General features: G+C 62.9%; 26 protein-coding genes. 10 read left to right on the forward strand and 16 right to left on the reverse strand.

The features are described from left to right. Positions 1-13 precede the first annotated feature (13 nt). The 10 genes from IB272_RS08380 to IB272_RS08420 form a co-directional block, all read right to left on the reverse strand. Positions 14-979, reverse strand: a complete 966-nt coding sequence (locus IB272_RS08380; protein ID WP_034788171.1) for a methyltetrahydrofolate cobalamin methyltransferase — start codon at positions 977-979, stop codon at positions 14-16. An 88-nt stretch (positions 980-1067) separates the two neighbouring features. Then, complete coding sequence (locus IB272_RS08385; protein WP_034788174.1) at positions 1068-2159, reverse strand: methylenetetrahydrofolate reductase; 1092 nt, start codon at positions 2157-2159, stop codon at positions 1068-1070. After that, positions 2156-2758, reverse strand: a complete 603-nt coding sequence (locus tag IB272_RS08390; protein WP_034788176.1) for a methylenetetrahydrofolate reductase C-terminal domain-containing protein — start codon at positions 2756-2758, stop codon at positions 2156-2158. The genes IB272_RS08385 and IB272_RS08390 overlap by 4 nt, the downstream gene beginning before the upstream one ends. After that, positions 2751-3053 (reverse strand): virulence factor, encoded by a 303-nt coding sequence (locus IB272_RS08395; protein ID WP_060520592.1) that lies wholly within the window; start codon positions 3051-3053, stop codon positions 2751-2753. The genes IB272_RS08390 and IB272_RS08395 overlap by 8 nt, the downstream gene beginning before the upstream one ends. A 238-nt stretch (positions 3054-3291) precedes the next feature. Further along, positions 3292-4095, reverse strand: a complete 804-nt coding sequence (locus IB272_RS08400; protein WP_060584870.1) for a formyl transferase — start codon at positions 4093-4095, stop codon at positions 3292-3294. A 45-nt stretch (positions 4096-4140) separates the two neighbouring features. Beyond that, a complete protein-coding gene (locus IB272_RS08405; protein ID WP_034788185.1) occupies positions 4141-4320 on the reverse strand; it encodes a hypothetical protein in 180 nt (59 codons plus the stop codon). A gap of 377 nt (positions 4321-4697) precedes the next feature. Next, positions 4698-5471 (reverse strand): pyrroline-5-carboxylate reductase, encoded by a 774-nt coding sequence (locus IB272_RS08410; protein WP_034788187.1) that lies wholly within the window; start codon positions 5469-5471, stop codon positions 4698-4700. A gap of 274 nt (positions 5472-5745) precedes the next feature. After that, a complete protein-coding gene (locus IB272_RS08415; protein WP_034788542.1) occupies positions 5746-6009 on the reverse strand; it encodes a DUF1488 domain-containing protein in 264 nt (87 codons plus the stop codon). A gap of 47 nt (positions 6010-6056) precedes the next feature. Next, positions 6057-6179 carry a hypothetical protein gene (locus tag IB272_RS35355; RefSeq protein WP_034788190.1) on the reverse strand — a complete coding sequence of 41 codons (123 nt, stop codon included), beginning with the start codon at positions 6177-6179 and terminating at the stop codon, positions 6057-6059. Between the two features lie 42 nt (positions 6180-6221). Then, complete coding sequence (locus IB272_RS08420) at positions 6222-6527, reverse strand: hypothetical protein (RefSeq protein ID WP_060584872.1); 306 nt, start codon at positions 6525-6527, stop codon at positions 6222-6224. Between the two features lie 414 nt (positions 6528-6941). On the opposite strand from IB272_RS08420, the gene IB272_RS08425 reads away from it, so the two are divergent. From IB272_RS08425 to IB272_RS08435, 3 genes are read left to right on the forward strand one after another with little or no spacing between them, the layout of a single operon-like run. Beyond that, a complete protein-coding gene (locus IB272_RS08425) occupies positions 6942-7115 on the forward strand; it encodes a hypothetical protein (RefSeq protein ID WP_156552966.1) in 174 nt (57 codons plus the stop codon). A gap of 44 nt (positions 7116-7159) precedes the next feature. Next, a complete protein-coding gene (locus IB272_RS08430) occupies positions 7160-7318 on the forward strand; it encodes a hypothetical protein (RefSeq protein WP_156400735.1) in 159 nt (52 codons plus the stop codon). Beyond that, positions 7318-7533, forward strand: a complete 216-nt coding sequence (locus IB272_RS08435; RefSeq protein WP_034788194.1) for a hypothetical protein — start codon at positions 7318-7320, stop codon at positions 7531-7533. Before IB272_RS08430 ends, IB272_RS08435 begins: the two co-directional genes overlap by 1 nt. A gap of 30 nt (positions 7534-7563) precedes the next feature. Here IB272_RS08435 and IB272_RS08440 read toward each other — a convergent pair whose 3' ends face one another. The 5 genes from IB272_RS08440 to IB272_RS08460 all read right to left on the reverse strand — a co-directional run bounded on the left by IB272_RS08440 (position 7564) and on the right by IB272_RS08460 (position 10616). Further along, positions 7564-7866 carry a hypothetical protein gene (locus IB272_RS08440; protein WP_034788544.1) on the reverse strand — a complete coding sequence of 101 codons (303 nt, stop codon included), beginning with the start codon at positions 7864-7866 and terminating at the stop codon, positions 7564-7566. A gap of 116 nt (positions 7867-7982) precedes the next feature. Continuing rightward, on the reverse strand, positions 7983-8216 hold the full coding sequence (locus IB272_RS08445) for a hypothetical protein (RefSeq protein ID WP_192444312.1): 234 nt from the start codon (positions 8214-8216) through the stop codon (positions 7983-7985). Positions 8217-8603: 387 nt separating this feature from the next. Next, complete coding sequence (locus IB272_RS08450; protein ID WP_060584874.1) at positions 8604-8879, reverse strand: metal/formaldehyde-sensitive transcriptional repressor; 276 nt, start codon at positions 8877-8879, stop codon at positions 8604-8606. A gap of 27 nt (positions 8880-8906) precedes the next feature. Then, positions 8907-9896, reverse strand: a complete 990-nt coding sequence (dmeF, locus tag IB272_RS08455) for a CDF family Co(II)/Ni(II) efflux transporter DmeF (RefSeq protein WP_113135755.1) — start codon at positions 9894-9896, stop codon at positions 8907-8909. A 99-nt stretch (positions 9897-9995) separates the two neighbouring features. Then, positions 9996-10616 (reverse strand): DUF1638 domain-containing protein, encoded by a 621-nt coding sequence (locus IB272_RS08460; protein WP_060520597.1) that lies wholly within the window; start codon positions 10614-10616, stop codon positions 9996-9998. A 39-nt stretch (positions 10617-10655) separates the two neighbouring features. Between IB272_RS08460 and IB272_RS08465 the strand changes: the two genes are divergently transcribed. Further along, a complete protein-coding gene (locus IB272_RS08465; protein ID WP_034788206.1) occupies positions 10656-10814 on the forward strand; it encodes a hypothetical protein in 159 nt (52 codons plus the stop codon). 96 nt (positions 10815-10910) lie between these two features. On the opposite strand, the gene IB272_RS08470 is transcribed toward IB272_RS08465, so the two are convergent. Then, positions 10911-11606 (reverse strand): B12-binding domain-containing protein, encoded by a 696-nt coding sequence (locus IB272_RS08470; protein ID WP_034788208.1) that lies wholly within the window; start codon positions 11604-11606, stop codon positions 10911-10913. A 334-nt stretch (positions 11607-11940) separates the two neighbouring features. Here IB272_RS08470 and IB272_RS08475 point away from each other — a divergent pair, with 334 nt between their 5' ends. The 6 genes from IB272_RS08475 (at position 11941) to IB272_RS08500 (ending at position 18554) form a co-directional block, all read left to right on the forward strand. Continuing rightward, on the forward strand, positions 11941-13515 hold the full coding sequence (locus IB272_RS08475) for a trimethylamine methyltransferase family protein (RefSeq protein ID WP_034788211.1): 1575 nt from the start codon (positions 11941-11943) through the stop codon (positions 13513-13515). Positions 13516-13622: 107 nt separating this feature from the next. Continuing rightward, entirely contained in the window at positions 13623-14327 is a 705-nt protein-coding gene (locus tag IB272_RS08480) for a 4Fe-4S dicluster domain-containing protein (protein WP_060584876.1), read from the forward strand. A gap of 129 nt (positions 14328-14456) precedes the next feature. Further along, on the forward strand, positions 14457-15008 hold the full coding sequence (locus IB272_RS08485) for a hypothetical protein (protein WP_134886575.1): 552 nt from the start codon (positions 14457-14459) through the stop codon (positions 15006-15008). 90 nt (positions 15009-15098) lie between these two features. Then, positions 15099-15848: a phosphodiester glycosidase family protein gene (locus tag IB272_RS08490; protein ID WP_113135775.1), complete on the forward strand. Its 750-nt coding sequence runs from the start codon at positions 15099-15101 to the stop codon at positions 15846-15848. A 133-nt stretch (positions 15849-15981) separates the two neighbouring features. Further along, the gene (locus tag IB272_RS08495; RefSeq protein ID WP_192444313.1) at positions 15982-16509 is read left to right on the forward strand and encodes an RNA polymerase sigma factor; all 528 of its coding nucleotides are present in this window, start codon (positions 15982-15984) and stop codon (positions 16507-16509) included. Beyond that, positions 16506-18554, forward strand: a complete 2049-nt coding sequence (locus IB272_RS08500; RefSeq protein ID WP_060584880.1) for a VWA domain-containing protein — start codon at positions 16506-16508, stop codon at positions 18552-18554. The genes IB272_RS08495 and IB272_RS08500 overlap by 4 nt, the downstream gene beginning before the upstream one ends. Positions 18555-18700 lie beyond the last annotated feature (146 nt).

Here is an 18700-nt window from a genome sequence, read left to right on the forward strand (position 1 = left end):
GCCGATCCAGGAACTACTCGCTGGCAGCCGCACCACCCGTGCGGGCCGCGCGGCCACCGCGACGTCCGCCACCGGCGGCTGCCACTGGTGCTGCCGCAACCACGTGGCCACCTTCGGCCGGCTTGTGGTCGCGGTAGGTCTTGATCCAGTGGGTGCAGTTCGGGTCGGTGCCGTTCAGCACGTTTGCCGCACGCACGGCTTCCATTTCCTGCGGGCGGCAGGGGTTCATGATCGCCGACGTCATGCCGGCGCCGATGACCATCGGAATGAAGCCGGCATTGATGCCGTGGCGGTGCGGCAGGCCGAAGGAGATGTTGGACAGGCCGCAGGTGGTGTTGACCTTCAACTCTTCGCGCAGACGCCGCAGAAGTGCGAAGACCTGCTGGCCGGCGGTGCCCATGGCGCCGATCGGCATGACCAGCGGGTCGACGACGATGTCGTGCGGCTTGATGCCGAAGTCGGCGGCGCGCTCGACGATCTTCTTGGCGACGGCAAAACGCACGTCCGGATCTTCGGAAATGCCGGTTTCGTCGTTGGAGATGGCAACGACCGGAACGTCATACTTCTTGCAGAGCGGCAGGATCGCTTCGAGCTTTTCCTCTTCGCCGGTCACGGAGTTGACCAGCGGGCGGCCCTTGGCGACGCGCAGTGCCGCCTCGATCGCGGCCGTCACCGAACTGTCGATCGACAACGGCACGTCGACGAGGCCCTGGACGATTTCGAGTGTCTTGACCAAGAGCGGCGGCTCGGTCTCGTTCGGGTTGACGGCGGTCACGCCGGCGTTGACGTCGAGCATCGTCGCACCGGCGGCGACCTGTTCCAGCGCGTCCTTGATGACGGTGTCGAAGTTGCCCTCGATCATTTCGGCGGCCAGCTTCTTGCGGCCGGTCGGGTTGATGCGTTCGCCGATGACGCAGAACGGCTGGTCGAAGCCGATGATGATCTCGCGGGTGGCGGAAGCGACGATGGTCCGGGTCATGCAGGGTCCTTTGTCATTTGGCGTCTATGTAATCACGCCCGTGAAGTCGATGATAGGCGCCTTGTGGCCGGCGCCAGTTTGTCTGCGGTCAGTGCGGGTGATGGGCCGCGGCTTCGGCCATCTGTTGCTGGTTTTCTTCCTTGCCCTCGCGAATGTGCTCCAGGCGCTCGGCAACCATCGCATCCTCCGGCAGCGTCTCGTGCTTCCAGGGGCGGCGGCCCTTCAGGACGCCCGATTCATGCACGATTTCTGCGACATATTCTTCCTGGCGGTAGGCCATGACGTGAATGCCGGAGACGCCTTCGATCTCCTTCACCTCGTTGATGATGTCGATGCAGAGCTGCTTGCCTTCCTTCTTCTGGTCCTGCGCGCCCTCAAGGCGGGTAATCACGCTGTCCGGAATATGGATGCCCGGCACGTTGGAGCGGATCCAGCGGGCGGTCTTGGCCGATGCCATCGGCCCGACGCCGACGAGGATATAGCACTTCTCGTGCAGACCGAGGTCGCGCACCTTCTTCATGTATTCGCGGAACATCGGCACGTCGAAGCAGTACTGGCTCTGGACGAACTGCGCGCCGGCCTCGATCTTCTTGGCGAGACGATAGGGGCGGAAATCGTAAGGCGGGGCAAAGGGGTTGATCGCAGCGCCGAGGAATACCTGCGGCGGTGTCGTCAGCTTGCGGCCGGAAAGGAACTTCGAGTTGTCGCGCATGATGCGGACGGTTTCGAGCAGCGACATGCAGTCGAGGTCGAAGACGGGCTTGGCGCCTGGCTGGTCGCCGGCCTGCACGCCGTCGCCGGTCAGGCACATGATGTTCTGCACGCCCATGGCGGAGGCGCCGAGCACGTCGCCCTGGATGGCGATGCGGTTCTTGTCGCGGCAGGCGATCTGCATAATCGGGGCGTAGCCCATGCGGGTCAAAAGGGCGCAGATGCCGACCGAGGACATGTGGCAGTTGGCGCCGGAGGCATCGACCGCGTTGATGCCGTCGACCCAGCCGTCGAAGATCGCGGCGCGCTCGTAGACGTCCTGCGGGTTTGCACTGTCAGGCGGGTTGAGTTCGGCGGTGACGGCGAACTCGCCGCGGCGCAAAACCCGCTCAAGACGGCCGCGGGAGGAATGGCCGGGCAGGGGCTCGAGCGGCGCGCCGGGATCGAAGGGATTGATGTCGGGGCTCATGCCTGGCCTTCCTTGGATGCCGCTTCACGGCGCGCTGCGGCTTCCGCCGTCACGCGCAGCCAGGACGAGGTTTCGCGCAGCGACTGGTTGACCGGCTTCTGCACGTTCATGATGGCGTTGCCCTTCTCCATGTTCTGCGAGCCCTTCCAGGCCTGCACCCAGACGCAGGGCATGTCCGGCTCGACCTCGCAATTGCCGTTGGCGCGCACGCCGCCGCAGGGGCCGTTGCGCAGCTGCTTCGGACAGTTCATCGGGCAGGACATGCCGGTCGAGGACAGCGCGCACTGGCCGCACATGCGACAGTCGAAGAGGAAGCCTTTCACGTGGCGCTCGACGAAGGTCACCGGACGCTCGACCCGGCCATAACCGATGGCGTTCCACAGCGGGTGAAGCAGCAGGAACAGATCGGCGAAGCGGTGGTAGAACCATTCGAGGAAGCGGGAGTTGCGGACCGCCCAGAGGCGGACCGTATATTTGTGGCGCGAGCGGCGGCTCGGCGAAACGCCAGACGGCGTAAACGCGCCGGTTGCGGCCTTGGCGGCCGGGGCGGCGTTGCCCTTCATGACCTTCGGCTCGCTCGGCGGTTTGGCGTCAGCCATTGTCGCGGCCTCCGGCTTTGACGAGGGCGACGAGGCGTTCGCGGTCATAGGCGGCTTCGAGCTCGGCGGCGGCCTGGTCGGCTTCCGTTTCCAGATCGTCGGAGACCGGCACCGGATCGGCCTTGCGCCATTCGGCGAGGTAGTCGTCGGTTTCAGCCGCACCGGTGCGCATGGCGCACATGTCGATCGCTTCGGTGAAGCGCAGAGACAGCTCGCGCTTCGCCGTCGTGCGGCCCTTCTTAATGATGACCTGAGCCGGAATGTCGCGCCAGTAGACGATAATGCGATCTGCCATGGGGTGTTGTTCTCCTCGTTCTGCGACAATGCGCATGTACCGGCGTCCGGGCTCATCTCGCCACGACGTCGGATATGTCCAAAAACGACGCTGGCGCGGATGCCATATCAGACGTCTTGGCGGTGATGCGCAAGTCGCAGTTGAGGCGCTTGTTGCAGCCAGGAACCATCGGCACGGATTACCCGCAGTTTCAGGCTTTTAGCCGATGTCGGAAGGAGGTAAGGGGCGGCTTGTCAGCCTACCAGATGCCGCGCTTCAGGCCGTTCCATATCCAGGTCCAGATCGGCGGATGATACCATTGCCGTGACGGGCCTGCGACATCGATGACCTGCAGCTTTCCGGCGAGCGCATCGCCGACGGCGGCAATCGCAATATCCGTGGAAGCCGCCGTCTGCAGCAGCGGATAGGTGTGCATCGTATCGTGAGGGGCAGGCTTCTGGCGCGACTGGTAGAGCACGCCGCCGGTATCGACGCCCGCATCGACCAGATGCACGGTCGCTCCGAAGTTTTCGAGGTCGTTGTTGGCCCGCGCCCAGTAACCGCCCATCAGGCCGCGATAGGCCGGGTTGATGCCGGCGTGGAAGTTGAGGACCGGGCAGGGGATGGCGGTCAGTGTTTCGGCCTTCAGCATGCGGCAGCTGATGAGGAAGACGACATCGGGTTTGAGCGCGCGCACTTGGGCGATGGCGTCCGTGTCGTTGATGGAGGCGATGGATTTGACCGGGATCGACGGATCGGGTTTTCCCGAGACCCTGTAAGTCGCGAAGATCTCGTCCGCGCGCTTGCGGGTAAAACGCTTGCCGAAGCGCGAGGCGATCATGGTCGCAAGCTGCCCCAGCGCCGTCAGCCAGCCGAGCTTGTGTGCGCGGCGGCGCAGGAACAGGCCCTTCGATTCCGGCTGCTCCTCGACGACTGCAACGTCGGCGAAATGCGCGGAGAACGCGTTGATCATGATCCAGGGGTTCTCGCCGCCCGCGGTCACCACGACGACGCGGCCGGGGCGTCCGCCTGCGGCTTGATTTTGGCTGGCGATGTCGGTCATGGCGGCCCCGCGGATGAACAGGGCCGAGTTATGAAGGCTTGCCCGTTACCGCCGGCTTAACTGGTTCCAGTACCATTCGGCGACACCGCCACCGAGCACGACGAGGGCGACGGATTCGACCATCTTCACGTCATCCGAGAGGCTGCAGACCGCGCCGACGACCAGCGACAGCAGCAGCCCGGCGGCGCAGCCGATGGCGTAGGGCAGATAGTCGAGGATTTTCACTGGCGCCTCCCGTCCCAAGACGCAGCCGTCGCGCACTGAGATGTAACGCAGGGTAGCGCAGATATAGGGATTAGGAAGAGCTTATTTTTCGTTGCAGGGGCGAGCGCTCACGTAAGCCGCTGCGCTTCGGTCAGCATCGGTGGACGAGGCTAGCCGGAGTCCTTGCAAACCGGATTGCCCCTCACCCTAATCCTCTCCACGCAGGCGGGGAGAGGGGACGTGCCCCGATCTTAGTTTCGCCGAGCGGAGCCGCAGCGAGGCGGAAATCGTGGTGTTTATTGTTGGCGGAGTGGGTGCCGCGAATTTCCTCCGCCCCGCTTGCGGGGAGAAAGGTGGCCGGCAGGCCGGATGAGGGGCTTTTCCGTTGCGCCAGTGGCTCACGACGCTGCGGTAATCCGCCGGTGGATGCCGCCGAGACTTTCCCTGAATTTTTCGAAGGTGCCGTGCTCCGTCAACTCCCGCAGCACCTGCTCATTGATGCCGCCGCGTGTCGCGTAGTCCTGCGCCAGATGCGCGAAGCTCGCGTCCGGGGTCGTTTCCGGCGCCTGGCCGAGCGCGCCAAACAGGCTGGCGATATACGCGCGGCCCTTCGCTTCGTCGACGCCGTTGTCCTTTAGCCAGCTATGGATCGTTTCCAGGTACTTGAAGTAGCTGGCATAGGTGGCGGTCGCCACACTTAGCGCATCGAATTCGCTCTCGCTTGTTACTTCGATCGCCGTGCCGAGCCGGCCGAAAAACGCCGCCATATCCGGATCCGGCGGGAAGATGATCGTCGGGCCCTGGCGGATCGCGATCATCGGCATTGGCAAGGCCTTGGTCACCCGCTTCACTTGGCCGACCATGGCGGCGATCTCGGCGCAGGAGAAGGTCGCGATCAGGCTGACGACATGGTGATCCGGGCGAAAGCGCAAGGTCGGCAGCACGTCGCGGGCGATTTGCGGCCGGACGCCGAGCATGACCGTGTCTGAGGCGTCGAGCACCGCCTGATTGTCGGCAGCGACAGTCACGTCAGGAAAGCGGGCGGCAAGGCCCGCAGCGATCTCTTCGTTGCGCGGCGAAAGGACGACGGTGGTGATCTCGCCGGGAAGCGTCTTGAGGCCGGTGACGATCGCCGAGGAGAGTGCGCCGGTGCCGATGAATCCAAGTTTCATGAAAGTTCTGTCGCCTGGTGATTTCAGAAGGTCCGTGAAACTGCCGGGTGTGGCATGCACGGGTACGGGTTTGGAATTGGCGGAATAATAATAGCAAAGGCGCCGGCGACAAGCGCTCGCCATGGCGTCGCCCACAGGAGAGCAGGACGCATTTCAACAGTGCGGTTGAGATTGCCACGCCCTTTCGGCCGCTGCGGGGCGTTGCGCATAAGGCGGAGACCCCTGCTAGGCCAAGGGGTGTTGGTCGAACGGGTGCTGCGTTTTGGCCCGGGACCTAGCGAAAGTCATCGGCGGTGAGGACATAGATCGTCCGGCGCCCCTTGGCATAGGCTGCCGTCGCGGCCTCGTGGATTGCGTTGCGCGCGGCATCGAAGGCCAGCAAGCAGGCTGCTTCGGTCGTCCGGGTGGGCGCGCCACGGGAGAGGGCGGCCGCCTCAACATAGAAGGGCACTTCGAACATGCCATCGTGGCCAAGGAAACGTACGGCCTTGCGCGCTTCATCGAAGCTTCGGCATGGGTTCGGAAAGGTCAGCGGCATGGTCGTAATCCTTTTGGCGGTAAGCCAGGCCGGCCAGAGACGGGCCGTCACAAGATCCGCCCGAAAAGGATCGTGGTCACGACGACGGCGACCGCCAGCGAAAGGGCGATCCAGGCAAGCAGGCCGCGGTAGTCGAATAGATAGATCTGAGCCGGTATGTGGTACTTCATGATCGCCTCCTGCAGCTGATCTGTTAGGAAGATGGTTTGGATCTAAAGGGCGTGTCTGGACTTGAAGGCCCGTTCGGCCAGGGCCATTCGCTCATCGGCGGGACGAATCAGTTCGAGATTGCCTTCATCGGTCACGCGCTCATGGCATTCGTCGCTGCTGCGTATGCGGTACTGGGGCGCATTGTCGCGGATGGGGAGCGTGGCGGTTATGCGGTAGGTGTCCCCGATGATCGACTCTCTGGTCAGCGCTCCCTTCGACCGAACAAGCTGGCCGACCTGGAAGCGGTGAACCGGCGACTGGTCGCGGGGGCCGCGGATGATGCGTTTCGTAAAAGATAAAGCGTTCATAGTGGTCTCAGTCCTTTTAGGTGTGGGCAGGCACGGTCGGTCGGCTGCGATGAGCCGGTTATCGACCGATCAACCAAGGTTCGGGGAACGAACAGACGTTACAATGCGCGATGTGCTTCGAGGCGAAGCATGGACCAAGCACTGGATCCGAAGCTTGCGTGTCGTTCGAAAATTTAGGAGAATAGGTGCGGTTAGAAATTCTGATACCGCGAAAGCCACATCGGCCAAATTTACTTGGATATACTATTGCGCGTCGATTGAGTTTCAATTGAGGCGCGTGTGTCTGCCGACGCAGATTTAAAGTGTTTTTGGCGCGACGCCGGTGTTTCTCCCGAGTTTCTCGCTGCTCGCGTGATAAAAGCCACGTGCCGATCGAGGATGTGTTAAGCTCGTCGCTTGGAACTGGAGACTGTCATGTCCGAGCCGAACAAACTCTACCAGAGCGAAATCATCACCCTGCACAAGGCGCCGCTGATCGGCACTCTCTGCCTGGAATGCGACGACGGCCAGATCGAGGTCGCGCTGAACCGAGCGGCTGCCGAGACCCTGCAGAAGGTTATTGCGCGCTTTCTTTCCCCAGCCGCGTGACACCCCCCAGCCGCGATGGCCTCATTCGATGAAGGAGAGGCGCGATGTCCTCCCGTTTGGTCTTCTCACTGTTTCTGGTCGCCCTGTCGGTTTTTCTTGTCTGGGCCTTCAGGCCACCTCAGGGCAATGCGAGCGATCGCCCCGCCATGCCGCATGTGGCTGAGCAAGGGCAGGCGGTAAACCCCGATTACGGACTGGGCTGATGACAACACTAAGGTACGGTCTCAAGGTCGAAGCCAACAATGTTTGGGCGGTTGTCGATGTCTTCACCGGGCAACCGGTTGTTGTTGACGGTTATCTGATGTCCAACTTGCCGCGCGACGAAGCGGATGATCTTCTCGATATTCTCAATCTCAAAGACCGCATACGCAGGGGCACGATCCAGCTTCCGCCCCGGCCGCCGGAAGATAGGGGTTAGATGGGTGGGCTGGAAACCCACGATGGTGGCTCAGCGGGGCACGCTGCCGGTCTTTCGATCAACTGCAGCCTGTCTGAATTGCTCATAAGGCGCCGGACGGGAAGGGGCCCTCGGAAACTCCGCGGCAGTGCCCGGCTCGGCCAGCGCCGCCTCCGGAGTGGCGTGGCTGTCGACGCCGCTTTCGAGTGCCGCAATCAGGAAGCGCGTGGCGGCAAGCCGTCCGCCCGGGTCTGCCGTCGTGGTCGTTCCGTAGTAGCCGGCAGCGGCGAGTACCTCGACCAGAAGGCTGAGGTCGTCGGAGTGAAGATAATGTTCTGGATTGCTGGAAGACATTGCGTCCTCCTTTGGTTGGGGCCCAGGCACGAAGGCCCGTAGGCGACGGCGCCCGCTTCAATCGCCGTCGATGAAGCACCCTGCACGCGTTGTCGCGCCAGCGCAACGAACTTCACTCAAGCACCGGGAGGTATGTTTTGGCGGAGCGCGCGTTTCGCTTCGTCGCCCGTCGCTGTGCTGCGCGCATCCATCGCATTCGCCAGATCGAGCCTGCGCGGGCCGACTTTTGCGAAGATGTCGCGCGCTGCCAGCGGTGCCAAGTGATAGGCCAGAATGAACTCTTCGAGATCGTAGACCGCATCCCAGCCGTGAAGCAGTCTCTTTTTGTCGTTCGTGAAATTCTTGGTCATGGGACGCTCCCGCGTTCTGGCTCCGTGCTTGGCGCAAAGACGGCCAATTGTCAGGCGGCTGAGGAAGCGACAGGGATGAGTTACGCCAGCTAAACGGGCTGGCGCGAACATGGTTTCAAATTAAGAGTTCAGACGGCGAAGGAGGGGACCTCGCAAGGGGCCCGGCAATGAGGGGGCCCGGGCGGAAGCCGGATCGTCGGCCCCTGACGGAACGCGATCACCGGCGATCAGGCGGACGACGTGCTGTTGCGGCCGGAAGCGTGCGACCGGCAGGACTTCGCGGTCAGTCTGTGAGCTGGCAGAAAGCATGACCGGTCGCCATCGCCGAGCACAGCATGGTTCTCGGCGGCAACGGTGTGACCTTAAACAAAGTGCGCGGCAGCGACGCTATTTCAGGTAGGCGCGCACCACATCCACCAGTTCGGCCGCCGCTTCCTGCCGGTCCTTCTGCGACAGCTCGGCTGCGGCGACATGCATGTGGATATGGTCTTCGACCACTTCCGCCATCAGCCCGTTGACCGCGCCGCGGATGCCGGCGATCACCTGCATGACCTCGGCGCAGCCCTTCTCCTCCTCCAGCATCCGCTCGACCGCCTCCATCTGGCCGCGCAGGCGCCGGACCCTGTTGATGAGCTTCTGCTTCTCGCGGATGGTATGGGTCATCGCAAACTCCGGTTTCGGGCGCCGCCGCTATGCGGCCCGTGGTTCCACCTCCACGGTCACATGCGACAAATCGTGAATGGCGGCAAGCTTTTCGCGATAATAGGACGGTGCCCGCGGGTTGTCGGCGACGAGCGAGACGATTGCACCGTGGTGGCCGGGCCCGAGTTGCCAGACGTGCAGATCGACGATCTCGGCGTCTTCCCTGGCGACGATCTCGCCGATCTCGTCCGGCAGGTCTTCGCCATCGGGGATATAGTCGAGCAATGTCGCGCCGGTATCGCGAAGGAGGCCGAACGACCAGCGCGCAATGACAAGTGCGCCGACGACGCCCATGGCGGGATCGAGCCACAGCCAGCCATAGATTGCGCCGAGACCAAGGGCGACGATGGCGAGCACCGAGGTCAGCGCGTCGGCAAGGACGTGCAGATAGGCGGCGCGCAGGTTGCGATCCTGCCCACCATGGTGCCCATGGTGGTGGCCGTGATGATCGTGGTGATGATGGTCGTGATCGTCCTTCAAGAGCCAGGCGCAGACGAGATTGACGATGAGGCCGGCAACAGCGACGAGGATCGCCTCGCTGAAATCGATCGTCACCGGAGCGTTGAGGCGGCGCAGGCTCTCCCAGCCGATCAGAAGCGCGATCAGGGCCAGCACGATGGCGCTCGAAAAGCCGGCGAGGTCCCCGAGCTTTCCCGTGCCGAAGGTAAAGCGGCGATTGTTCGAATGCTTGCGTGCATAGAGATAGGCAAGCGCTGCGATCAGCATCGCGGCCGCATGGGTCGACATGTGCCAGCCATCGGCAACCAGCGCCATCGAGCCGAAGATCTGACCTGCTGCGATCTCGATCACCATCATCGTTGCGGTCACCGCGATGACAATCCAGGTCCGCCGCTCGTTACGCTCGTGATTGCCGCCGAGGAAGACGTGATCATGGCTGGCCGCGAGCACGCGCGCGTCGTCATGCGAATGCCCGTGGTGTCCGTGGTGGTGATGATGGTCGCGGTCGTGATTGCCCATGTCGATGCCTCCAATATTATATAGGGGGGTACCCTATATTGGATTCGACGTAAAGTCTCTGTTTCGGGTCTGCGATTTCAGCTTGATGATGTCGCTAATTCACGCCGTCAGCAGCGACGTCGTCAGATCGCCGTAACCGGTAAACCGATATTCGTATTCGAGCCCGAGCCGCTCGGCGGCCTTCCTCGCCTTCTCCTGCAAGCCTTCATCCTCCTGCTGCGAGAGATAGACGAGCTTGCGGTAGTGGCCGAAATACATGTCCCGGAGCTCCGGGTGCCGGTTGAGGCCGAGCGGTTCGATGACGAAGGCCTCGAACTGGCGGGCGAGAAAGTCGGTGAGGAAGAAGGCGGTGAGGTCGTCGTCCCAACGGCGGGCGAAATCATCGTTGCCGGCAAAGAAGGAGTAACAGTGCGGACCGGGGATACGCTCGACCTTTTCCTCCTCCAGAAGTCGGTCGAGCTGGCCGCCGGTGCCGCAGTCGGCATAGGCGACGAAGATGCGCTCGAAGCCTTCGGCGCGGGCCTTGGCAATGGCGTCGCGAATGCCCGGGGTGATCTTGTCGGGCGTGTTGTGCCAGATGGCGGGCAGACAGTTGAGGTCGATATGGCCAAGCCCGTTCGCCTCGCAGATCGCCAGGATTTCGCGGGCGATGGCGCCGCAACCGATCACGTGAACTTTTTCCGGTTGTGCACGTTCTATTGCGGGCGATACTTTTTCCATCTTGATTCCATGTGGCTATCAGCGGGAAGGACCCTGACCATGACAGTAAAGACCCTTGCAACCGTCGGCGCCGTTCTCGTCGCCCTTTCGACGCTTACCGCCTGCGGCAACACCATCCGCGGCATCGGACAGGATACCGCAAACACGGTCAACGCGACACAGTCGGCCGGCAAGAAGGTGGCAAACTCCGTCAACTAACCCGGCAAACCTGCCAGGCACGCTCGCCAGACATAGGAAAGCCGGCCGCGGATTTCACCCACGCGGCCGGCTTTGTCATTTCGGATTGTCCGAAGCTCAGCCGGCCAGGCGGTTGTGCTTGCGCTTCATGAAGTCCTTGGCGGTTTCGACCGCAATCGCCGCATCGCGGCAATAGGCATCGGCACCGACGGCCTTGCCGAATTCCTCGTTGAGCGGCGCACCGCCGACGAGAACGACGTAGTCGTCGCGCAGGCCCTTTTCCTTGAGCGTGTCGATGACGACCTTCATGTAGGGCATGGTGGTGGTCAGAAGCGCGGACATGCCGAGAATATCCGGCTGCTCGCGCTCGATCGCTTCGAGATAGTTTTCGACCGGGTTGTTGATGCCGAGGTCGACGACGTCGAAGCCCGCACCTTCCATCATCATGCCGACGAGGTTCTTGCCGATGTCGTGAATGTCGCCCTTGACGGTGCCGATCACCATCTTGCCGAGCTTCGGCGCGCCGGTTTCGGCGAGAAGCGGGCGCAGGATGGTCATGCCGGCCTTCATGGCGTTGGCCGAGAGCAGCACTTCCGGCACGAACAGGATGCCATCGCGGAAGTCGATGCCGACGATGCGCATGCCTTCGACCAGCGCCTGGGTCAGGACGTCGTAAGGCGTCCAGCCGCGCTTGAGCAGGATGTTGGTCCCGTCCTCGATTTCCTCCTTCAGGCCGTCATAGAGGTCGTCGTGCATCTGCTGCACGAGTTCTTCGTCGGAAAGGTCCTCGAGAATGATTTCATCGTCTGCCATATTGGGGTTCCTCGGTTCCTGGCACGGTCGCGCGAAATTTTCGGACGCGTCCATCAATCCATAGCGGTCGATGTCTAAAAATCTGTTTTCGAAAGCGACGTCGCATATGACAAAAAGCGACGGGAGGGCGGCTTCTTTTGCCGCCTGTATATTCTTAACAAAAACAATATATTCGCGCCACGCGGTTTTTACGCCCCCTTGTCGCCGCTCGGCAGTGTTCGAGTTGCGCCACGCCTTGGCGCATTGAGACCCGCAAGGCCCCTGATGCTTGGTAGCATTAAGGTCAAATGATGCTTGAAGGCGCAAAAAGTGATGCGCGGGAGAGGAAAAGCGAATGAGCGACGTGACAGATCAGGGCGCGGTTGAAGGCGGCGGTCGCCGCGCACGCGGCGAGGGACGGGGAGCAGCAGCAAGGCGCGCATCGCGCACCGGCGGCGGCCCGGGGCCGTCTTTGCCCTATATCCAGCGCAAGATTCGCGAATACGAGGTGCTCGACGAGGAAGGCCTGCAGCTGATCGAGCGCAATGCCGATACGATCCTCGAGGAAATCGGCATCGAGTTCCGTGACGACGCCGAGGCGCTCGAACTCTGGAAACAGGCCGGCGCCGACGTGCGCGGCCAGCGCGTGCATTTCCCCAAGGGTCTCTGCCGCGAGCTTCTGAAAACGGCACCGTCCGAATTCACCTGGCATGCCCGCAATCCGGAGCGCAGCGCCCAGGTCGGCGGCAAGGCGACGATCTTCGCGCCGGTCTACGGCCCGCCCTTCGTGCGCGATCTGGAAGGCAATCGCCGCTATGCGACGATCGAGGATTTCCGCAACTTCGTGAAGCTCGCCTATATGGCGCCGTCGATGCACTCGTCCGGCGGCACGGTCTGCGAGCCGGTCGACATCCCCGTCAACAAGCGCCACCTCGATATGGTCTACAGCCATATCAAATATTCCGACAAACCCTTCATGGGCTCGGTGACGGCGCCGGAGCGGGCGGAAGACACGATTGCCATGGCGAAGATCGTCTTCGGCGACGACTTCGTCGAAAACAACTGCGTTACGCTGAACCTCATCAACGCCAACTCGCCGATGGTCTTCGACGAGACCATGGTGGGCGCGCTCAAGGTTTACGCCCGCCATAACCAGGCCTGCGTGCTGTCGCCGTTCATCCTGTCGGGCGCCATGAGCCCGGTGACGGTCGCCGGCACGCTGACGCAGATCCTTGCAGAAGTTCTCGCTGGTGCCTCCTTCACCCAGCTCATCCGCAAGGGCGCGCCGGTGCTCTTCGGCACGTTTGCCGCCTCGATCTCGATGCAGTCGGGCGCGCCGACCTTCGGCACGCCGGAGCCGTCGCTCGTCTCCTATGGCGCAGCCCAGCTCGCGCGTCGCCTGAAGCTTCCGTTCCGTACCGGTGGTTCGCTCTGCGGCTCCAAGGTTCCGGACGCGCAGGCAGCGCACGAATCGGCCAACACGCTGAACATGACGCTTCTTGCCGGCACCAACTTCGTGCTGCACGCTGCCGGCTGGCTCGAAGGCGGTCTGATCTCGTCCTACGAGAAGTTCATGATCGACCAGGACCAGCTCGGCATGATGCAGAAGATGGCCGAAGGCGTGGACCTCTCGGAAAACGCCCAGGCGCTGGACGCGATCCGCGAAGTCGGTCCGGGCAGCCACTATCTCGGCTGCGCGCATACCCAGGCCAACTTCCAGACGGCGTTCTACCGTTCGCCGCTTGCCGACAACAACTCCTTCGAACAGTGGGAAGTGGAAGGCGAAAAGCGCATCGAACAGCGCGCCAATGCGCTGTGCCGCAGCTGGCTGGAACATTACGAGGCGCCTTACCTCGATCCTGAGATCGACGAAAAGCTCAAGGCCTTCATCGCCAGCCGCAAGGACTCGATGCCCGACGCGTTCACCTGAAAGGGTCCCGAGCGAGCCAGGGAGCAAGGCGGCGCGGCGCAGGTGGCCGACATGATCCAGAAGGAGGTCTGGCGCCCGCATTACGAACACCAGGGGCCGAAACCGAAATGACGGCGCCTTCCGCGACAGCGGACAAGACAATCGAAACGATCCGTGCGGCGCTGGCGCCGCACGGTCTTTTTTTGCGCGGAACCGTGAATTTCGCCTCCGGTGAGGCCGCACCGCTGCTCGTCGATGGCCGCCTTGCGGCAAGCGTGGTGCTGATTGGCAATATCGGCGGTTCGCTGTGGCAGCCGTTCAGCGCGTGGCGGCAAGCCCGGTCGGATGGCGGCGGCGCCGATCCGCTCGACAATTGGTCGAAGGCCGTCATCAATCCGGTCGCCGGCGAGCAGGGGGCGACCGCCTTCTTTCCGTCGGATCCCCCGTGGCAGCCGTTCCAGCAGTGGGCGATGAGGGCCGAAGGCCTGAAACCGTCACCGCTGGGCATTCTCATCCATTCGCGTTTCGGCCTGTGGCACGGTTACCGCGGCGCACTTGCTTTCGGTATCCCGCTTGGCGAGACAGGTGAAGCGAGCGCCAGCCACCCTTGCGACCACTGTCTCGAAAAGCCGTGCATCTCGGGCTGTCCGGCGTCGGCGCTTGCAGGGGAACGCTTCGATGTCGGGCGTTGTCGCGGCCATCTGCGCACGGACGCGGGCAGGGCGGGCTGCCTTGCGAATGGCTGTCTATCGCGCGCTGCCTGTCCCATCGGGAGCCAATATCGCTACCCGCCCGAGCAGTTGCGCTTCCATATGTCTGCGCTTGAAGTGTGAGCGCCGGTCTCCACTCTGGCGCGCAAAGATGGTGCAAATCTCCAAAATGACTAAAATTGGAGGTGTCGTGGAAAGGTAATATTATCGAATTTATAACGATCTGGACGGCGTGGCGTTGGAGTCCATCGTATGAGAGGTAGCCCAGTCGTATCCGTGAGCAACTATCCTCCGCACCTGTCGCGCGAGGACGTGCAAGCGCAGATATCTCGGCTTGACAGTATTCACGCGGCCAACAGCCAGGTTTTGGGGGACGCTTTCAAGCGCCTGCTGGCGATCGGCGCCGGCCATGCGGCCGTCATCACCGCCTGCATTGCCGGCTTCGATGCGCTGGTGGACCGATCGGTTCTCACCGGCGATCTTCTGCCCGATGCCATCGACATCCTCAGGAAATTTGCGCTGACCGTCAGCGCGCTCGGCCTGTTCCTCACGTTCTGGGCGATCGGCAACAATTACGGCGAGGTCCAGAAAGAAGCGAGGCGCCATGCGGTGAAGGTGGCAACGACGCTCAGAGAGAAGCGGCTGCTTTTGTCGCTGTCGCAGGATGTGCTGAACCGCGATCCCAAATCCTATCTGCTTGCAGGCGTCGGCGGCTTTGCCTGCCTTTGCGCGATCTTCGGCCTTGCAAGTCTCGCCGGCATCGCCGGTCTCGTCACCACCATGGCGGCGATCGTCGGCGGCTAGTCGCCAAGCGTATGATTTCGCCTGTGCCCGCGCCAGAATAAGCCGCAATCTCAGGCATGCTTGGCGGCTGATTCGATTGGACCTTTCGCCATGCCGCTTTTTCCAAAACCCTTTCTCGTCGGTGCCGTTCTTTCGGCCGGTCTTGCCGGGCCTGCGCTCGGCGCCTGCCGCGATGTCAGCCACCTTGGCCAGGACTATGTCGCCTGCAGCTTCGATCCGGCGACAACCGATATCCGCCTCTACAACAAGGATCAGGCGGGCGTGCCCTTCCGCTCCTTCCGGGCGCTGTCGCTCGAACTGCGCCATCGCGAAGAATATATGCGCTTCGCCATGAACGGCGGCATGTATCACGACGATCTGTCGCCGGTCGGCCTGCATATCGAGGAGGGGCGCGAGCAGGCGCCGCTCAACACCAATTCCGGCTGGGGCAATTTCCACCTTTTGCCGAACGGGGTGTTTTATGTCGACGACGGCAAAGCGGGGGTAATGGCGGCGGACGCCTATCGCGACGCCAGGCTCACGCCGCGATTTGCCACGCAATCCGGGCCGATGCTGGTCATCGACGGCACGCTGCATCCTCGCTTCCTGCCCGACAGCACCAGTTACAAGACCCGCAACGGCGTCGGCGTGACGGCCGAGGGCGAGGTGGTTTTCGTCGTCTCGAAGCGCCCGGTGCGGTTCCACGATTTCGCGACGCTGTTTCGCGATACATTGGATTGCCCCAATGCGCTCTTCCTCGACGGCACGATTTCGAGCGTCTATGCGCCTGATATCAACCGCCACGATCGGCTGTTTCCGATGGGGCCGATCATCGCCGTCGTCGGAAAATTTCCACGCTGACTTTCCTTGGGCGCGGATTCGGGCGGAAAACCGCACACTTTTCCTCCTCCCCCGAAAAAAAATGTGCCGCCCACCCAAGGAACGGGCAGCCTGCAACGTCTAAGGTTCAAATGAGGTGAGGGCGGGCACGGATTTGGACGCTGAACTCGTCGAGAAGGCGGTAGGTGGAGACCGACAGGCTTTCGGCCAGCTGGTCGAGCGACACTATGATTTTGTCCATGCGGTCGCCTGGCGATGGTCCGGAAACGTCTCTGACGCAGAGGACATCGCCCAGGATGTCTGCCTGCGGCTGGGTGCCGCCATTCGCGGCTTTCGCGGCACCAGCCGGTTTCGCACCTGGCTCTATACGCTGACGCTGAACGCCGCGCGCGACCATAGGCGGCGGCAGGTGCGCGACAACAGCCGCATGCGGGCCTATGCCAGCGAGCAGGCGACGGCAGCGCCCCCTCAGGATCCCGACGAAGAGCAGCGCGAGGCGCTCTGGGCCGCGGTCCGGGAACTGCCGGAAAAGCAGTGCGATGCGGTGCTGCTCGTTTATGCCGAAGGCTTGAGCCATGCGGCGGCCGCCGACGTGCTTGGCTGTTCGGAGGCAACCATATCCTGGCATGTGCATGAAGCGCGCAAGCGTCTGAAGACATTGCTCGGCAAGGAGGCAGTGTGACCATGAGCGACGATTTCGAAAAGCTTGGCCGGATGAACCCGCCGAAGGCTTCTGCGGAAGCGCGCGCCCGTGCGCTCGCCTTGGCCATGCAGGCCTTCGACGAGCCGCAAGAAAATTCGAATGCCACCCAAGGATCGGTTCGGCCGGTTCGTCAAAGCTCCATCTTCAACCGGATATGGAGCCCCATCATGAACCGGAAACTGCTTGCAGGATCGGCACTGGCAACCCTTCTCGTCGTGCCCGCCGCCGCTTTCCTGACGTTTGAACTCACGCGCGACGGTGCGCCCTTCGGCGAGCCTGCGCAGGAGATCGCGCTGAAGGGTGAACTCACCAAGGAAGAGGCGCGGCAAAAGCCGGAGCCCCAGGTCGCCGCCAGGAAGGCGGCCGCCGACGAACGCGCGCGCCAGCAGGAAGCGAAAACCGTGGAGGTGCCCGCGACCGTAGAGGCCGAGAGCGAGGCTGCGGCTCCTGCCGCGCAGGCCGATGCGATGGCCAACAGTGTTGCGCGCGACAGCGTCGCTCCGCTCTCGGCAGTCGGCGGTGCGCAGCCGCAGATGACATACCTGCCGGCGCCCACGATTCAGGATGAGATGCAGCCGGCACCCGTGGAAAACCGCGAGCGCTTCGGCAAGGCCGACGCCAATCCGGTGAAGAGCGTTGCGACCGATCCGGTCTCGACCTTCTCGGTCGACGTCGACACGGCATCCTATGCTTTCGTGCGCCGTTCGTTGATGGAAGGGCAGATGCCCGAGCGCGACGCCGTGCGGGTCGAGGAGATGGTCAACTACTTTCCCTATGACTGGCCGCGGCCGGCAAGCGCTGCCGAACCCTTCAAGGCGACGGTGACGCTGACGCCGACGCCGTGGAATGGTGGCACGCGGCTGCTGCATGTGGCGATCAAGGGTTACGACGTCGTGCCGGCGGAAGCGCCGAAGGCGAACCTCGTCTTCCTGATCGACGTATCGGGCTCGATGGACGAGCCCGACAAGCTGCCGCTCTTGAAAGGCGCTTTCCGGCTGCTGGTCGAGAAGCTGAAGCCCGAGGATACGGTCTCGATCGTCACCTACGCAGGCAACGCCGGAACCGTGCTGGAGCCGACGGCGGTCAAGGACAAGGCAAAGATCCTCGCTGCGATCGATACCTTGCAGCCCGGCGGCTCGACCGCCGGTGCGGAAGGCATCGACGCGGCCTACGGGCTTGCCGAGAAGGCCTTCGTCAAGGGCGGGGTCAACCGCATCATGCTGGCGACGGATGGTGACTTCAATGTCGGCCCGTCGAGCGACGAGGACCTGAAGCGGCTGATCGAGGAGAAGCGCAAAAGCGGCATCTTCCTCTCCGTGCTCGGCTTCGGCCGCGGCAATTATAACGACGCGCTGATGCAGACGATCGCCCAGAACGGCAACGGCACGGCCGCCTATATCGATACTCTGGCCGAGGCGCAGAAGACGCTAGTGGAGGAGGCGGGGTCCTCGCTCTTCCCGATCGCCAAGGACGTCAAGCTGCAGGTGGAGTTCAATCCGGCCGCGATCGCCGAATACCGGCTGATCGGCTACGAGACACGCGCCTTGAAGCGCGAGGACTTCAACAACGACAAGGTGGACGCCGGCGACATCGGTTCCGGTCACAGCGTGACGGCGATCTACGAGGTGACGCCGAAGGGCAGCCCGGCGGTGCTCAACGACGACCTGCGCTATGCAGAGGCGGAAAAGCCGGCGGCAGAGGTGAGCGCAAGCAGCGGCGAACTCGCCTTCCTGAAGATCCGCTACAAGAAGCCGGATGGAGACAAGAGCGAGCTGATCACCACGCCGGTGACCGAGGCGAATGCGGTGCCGTCGCTCGCCGAGGCGTCCAATGACGTGCGCTTCTCGGTGGCAGTGGCGGCCTTCGGGCAGAAGCTTGCAGGCGTGACGGCGCTCGCTGACTATTCCTATGACGCAGTCATCGATCTCGCCGCAGCCGCCAAGGGCGCCGATCCGTTCGGCTATCGCAGCGAATTCGTCAATCTGGTGCGGCTCTCCAAGGGGCTCGGCGGTTCCGGCAAGTGATGTCGGGTGGGGGCAGCCCTCAACCGCGTGGTCAGGGTTTGCCCCTCATCCGCCTGCCGGCACCTTCTCTCCGTTATGACGGGGAGAGGGGAACAAGTGGCAACCGTTTCGCTCACCGTGAAGGCTGAGATTGTCGCTGACGTTGA

The organism is Ensifer sp. ENS08 (genome assembly GCF_014852195.1).
GTDB lineage: Bacteria > Pseudomonadota > Alphaproteobacteria > Rhizobiales > Rhizobiaceae > Ensifer > Ensifer adhaerens.

Bases quoted from the DNA above. Each gene is read 5' to 3' on its own strand.
- IB272_RS35355 (WP_034788190.1), bottom strand. From the start codon at position 6,179: ATGAAGTACCACATACCGGCTCAGATCTATCTATTCGACTACCGCGGC.
- IB272_RS08390 (WP_034788176.1), bottom strand. From the start codon at position 2,758: ATGGCTGACGCCAAACCGCCGAGCGAGCCGAAGGTCATGAAGGGCAAC.
- IB272_RS08485 (WP_134886575.1), top strand. From the start codon at position 14,457: ATGAGAGGTAGCCCAGTCGTATCCGTGAGCAACTATCCTCCGCACCTG.
- IB272_RS08445 (WP_192444312.1), bottom strand. From the start codon at position 8,216: ATGACCAAGAATTTCACGAACGACAAAAAGAGACTGCTTCACGGCTGG.
- IB272_RS08440 (WP_034788544.1), bottom strand. From the start codon at position 7,866: ATGTCTTCCAGCAATCCAGAACATTATCTTCACTCCGACGACCTCAGC.
- IB272_RS08380 (WP_034788171.1), bottom strand. From the start codon at position 979: ATGACCCGGACCATCGTCGCTTCCGCCACCCGCGAGATCATCATCGGC.
- IB272_RS08460 (WP_060520597.1), bottom strand. From the start codon at position 10,616: ATGGAAAAAGTATCGCCCGCAATAGAACGTGCACAACCGGAAAAAGTT.
- IB272_RS08410 (WP_034788187.1), bottom strand. From the start codon at position 5,471: ATGAAACTTGGATTCATCGGCACCGGCGCACTCTCCTCGGCGATCGTC.
- IB272_RS08385 (WP_034788174.1), bottom strand. From the start codon at position 2,159: ATGAGCCCCGACATCAATCCCTTCGATCCCGGCGCGCCGCTCGAGCCC.
- IB272_RS08465 (WP_034788206.1), top strand. From the start codon at position 10,656: ATGACAGTAAAGACCCTTGCAACCGTCGGCGCCGTTCTCGTCGCCCTT.
- IB272_RS08470 (WP_034788208.1), bottom strand. From the start codon at position 11,606: ATGGCAGACGATGAAATCATTCTCGAGGACCTTTCCGACGAAGAACTC.
- IB272_RS08425 (WP_156552966.1), top strand. From the start codon at position 6,942: ATGTCCGAGCCGAACAAACTCTACCAGAGCGAAATCATCACCCTGCAC.
- IB272_RS08480 (WP_060584876.1), top strand. From the start codon at position 13,623: ATGACGGCGCCTTCCGCGACAGCGGACAAGACAATCGAAACGATCCGT.
- IB272_RS08420 (WP_060584872.1), bottom strand. From the start codon at position 6,527: ATGAACGCTTTATCTTTTACGAAACGCATCATCCGCGGCCCCCGCGAC.
- IB272_RS08395 (WP_060520592.1), bottom strand. From the start codon at position 3,053: ATGGCAGATCGCATTATCGTCTACTGGCGCGACATTCCGGCTCAGGTC.
- dmeF (WP_113135755.1), bottom strand. From the start codon at position 9,896: ATGGGCAATCACGACCGCGACCATCATCACCACCACGGACACCACGGG.
- IB272_RS08435 (WP_034788194.1), top strand. From the start codon at position 7,318: ATGACAACACTAAGGTACGGTCTCAAGGTCGAAGCCAACAATGTTTGG.
- IB272_RS08415 (WP_034788542.1), bottom strand. From the start codon at position 6,009: ATGCCGCTGACCTTTCCGAACCCATGCCGAAGCTTCGATGAAGCGCGC.
- IB272_RS08450 (WP_060584874.1), bottom strand. From the start codon at position 8,879: ATGACCCATACCATCCGCGAGAAGCAGAAGCTCATCAACAGGGTCCGG.
- IB272_RS08430 (WP_156400735.1), top strand. From the start codon at position 7,160: ATGTCCTCCCGTTTGGTCTTCTCACTGTTTCTGGTCGCCCTGTCGGTT.
- IB272_RS08400 (WP_060584870.1), bottom strand. From the start codon at position 4,095: ATGACCGACATCGCCAGCCAAAATCAAGCCGCAGGCGGACGCCCCGGC.
- IB272_RS08490 (WP_113135775.1), top strand. From the start codon at position 15,099: ATGCCGCTTTTTCCAAAACCCTTTCTCGTCGGTGCCGTTCTTTCGGCC.
- IB272_RS08475 (WP_034788211.1), top strand. From the start codon at position 11,941: ATGAGCGACGTGACAGATCAGGGCGCGGTTGAAGGCGGCGGTCGCCGC.